The organism is Mycobacterium sp. 4858 (assembly GCF_900240975.1).
GTDB lineage: Bacteria > Actinomycetota > Actinomycetes > Mycobacteriales > Mycobacteriaceae > Mycobacterium.
In genome coordinates this window covers 1-1553 of sequence record NZ_LT968770.1, presented here as the reverse complement: position 1 = coordinate 1553, position 1553 = coordinate 1, and the positions used below count along the sequence as shown (strand labels likewise).

Here is a 1553-nt window from a genome sequence, read left to right as displayed (position 1 = left end):
GGCGGGAGGGACGGCGGCGCCGTCGGGCCGGTCACGGTGTCCGGGCTGATGCCGCGATCCCCGTACGTCGCGCCGTTGGCGGTGATCAGCAGGGCGCGCACCCCGCCGCCGTTGAGTTCGGCGGCCAGCAGATCGGGCGAGGTGCGCGCGGCGTCCAGCGCCTCCGCGCGCGACGCGGCGGCAAGCAGCCGATCGTGCAGGTTTCGCCGGGCGAGCACGCCCAGGCTGACGTCGACGGTGACACCGAGCACCACCAACAGCATGGCCAGCAGCGCCACCACCACGAGGATCACCCGGCGCTGCAGGGACGGGGTCCGCGTCGCTCCGGCCGTCATGATCGCTGGGGCTGCAGCCGGTAGCCGATGCCGCGCACGGTGTGCAGTATCCGCGGCCCGTGGGCTTCGAGCTTGCGCCGCAGGCCACTGACGTGCACCTGGACCAGATTGGGATCGTAGGCGTCGTACCCCCAGACCGCGTTCAAGATCTGGCTTGCGCTGACGATGCGGCCGCGCTGCTCGACGAGGAAGGCCAGCAGCCGTAGCTCGGTCGCGGTCAGGTCGAGACGGCTACCGGCGCGCGCGGCGACACCGGCGTCGGCGTCCAGGGTCAGGTCGCCGACCTGGACGACTTGCGGCAGCCGTCCGCGCCTGCGCAACACCGCGCCCACCCGGGACACCAGTTCGGCCAGCTCGAACGGCTTGATCACGTAGTCGTCCGCCCCGCCGTCCAGGCCGCGGAGTCGATCCTGCAGGCCGTCGCGCGCGGTGATCAAGACGATGCCGACGTCGCCCCAGTCGCGGATCACGTCGATGAGGTCGAAGCCGTCGCGCCCGGGCAGCATGACGTCGAGTACCACCAGGTCCGGGCGCAGCCCGTCCAGCGCCTCCTCCAGCCCGTCGCCGTCACCACGGCCGACGGTGTGGTAGCCGACATCGGTGAGCGCCTCGCCGACCATCTCGCGGATCGTCTCGGAGTCTTCGACCACCAGAACCCGGGGCGCGCCGACGCTGAAGTGGCCGGCGGCGGCCCGCGGGCAGTTCGTCATGGGTCCCATTGTCGGCGCCGGCGCTGAAGTGAACCTGAAGCGGGCGTGCCATTGTCACGGGAGTCTCAGTGGTCACAAGAATGTGGGGATGCGCGTTGACTCACCTTCGCTGGTGGCAGGAGTGGCGAATGGGGCGCCAGCTTCTTCAGGTCCGCTTCAGTTCCGGCTCCTACCGTCCGGTGCCATGACCACAAACGACGACATCGACACCCCTCCGCCCACCCCGCCCGCGGCGAATCGACCTGGTGAGCCGCGCCGCCACTCCACCGCGGTGGTGGTCGGCGCAGGGCTGGCGGGCGCGCTGATCGGCGCGGCCGGCACCATCGCGGCGATCGCCTTCGCATGGATCGTCAGCGTCGGCCCACCCGGCCCCCCGCTACCGCCCGGGCCGCCGCCGATGAGGGCGCTGCAGCACGGGCCGCCTCCCCCGCCGGTGGGCGGACCCATGGGTGGTTTCGGGTTCGCGCCGCCGCCCGGCCCGCCGGGGCCGCCGCATGGCGCCTGGCCG

The 1553-nt window shown here is 72.5% G+C and carries 2 protein-coding genes and 1 pseudogene; 1 reads left to right on the top strand and 2 read right to left on the bottom strand.

The genetic code is table 11. The features are described from left to right. Both C1737_RS00020 and C1737_RS00015 read right to left on the bottom strand, forming a co-directional pair. Positions 1 to 335: pseudogene (locus C1737_RS00020) on the bottom strand (two-component sensor histidine kinase); the annotation flags it as partial. Next, entirely contained in the window at positions 332 to 1054 is a 723-nt protein-coding gene (locus tag C1737_RS00015) for a response regulator transcription factor (RefSeq protein WP_068093257.1), read from the bottom strand. The pseudogene C1737_RS00020 and the gene C1737_RS00015, both read right to left, overlap by 4 nt. Positions 1055 to 1229: 175 nt before the next feature. Between C1737_RS00015 and C1737_RS00010 the strand changes: the two genes are divergently transcribed. Then, on the top strand, positions 1230 to 1553 hold a 324-nt coding region (locus tag C1737_RS00010), incomplete at its 3' end, for a hypothetical protein (protein ID WP_102416883.1).

Coding starts and splice junctions, on each gene's coding strand:
- C1737_RS00015 (WP_068093257.1), bottom strand. CDS start 1,054: ATGGGACCCATGACGAACTGCCCGCGGGCCGCCGCCGGCCACTTCAGC.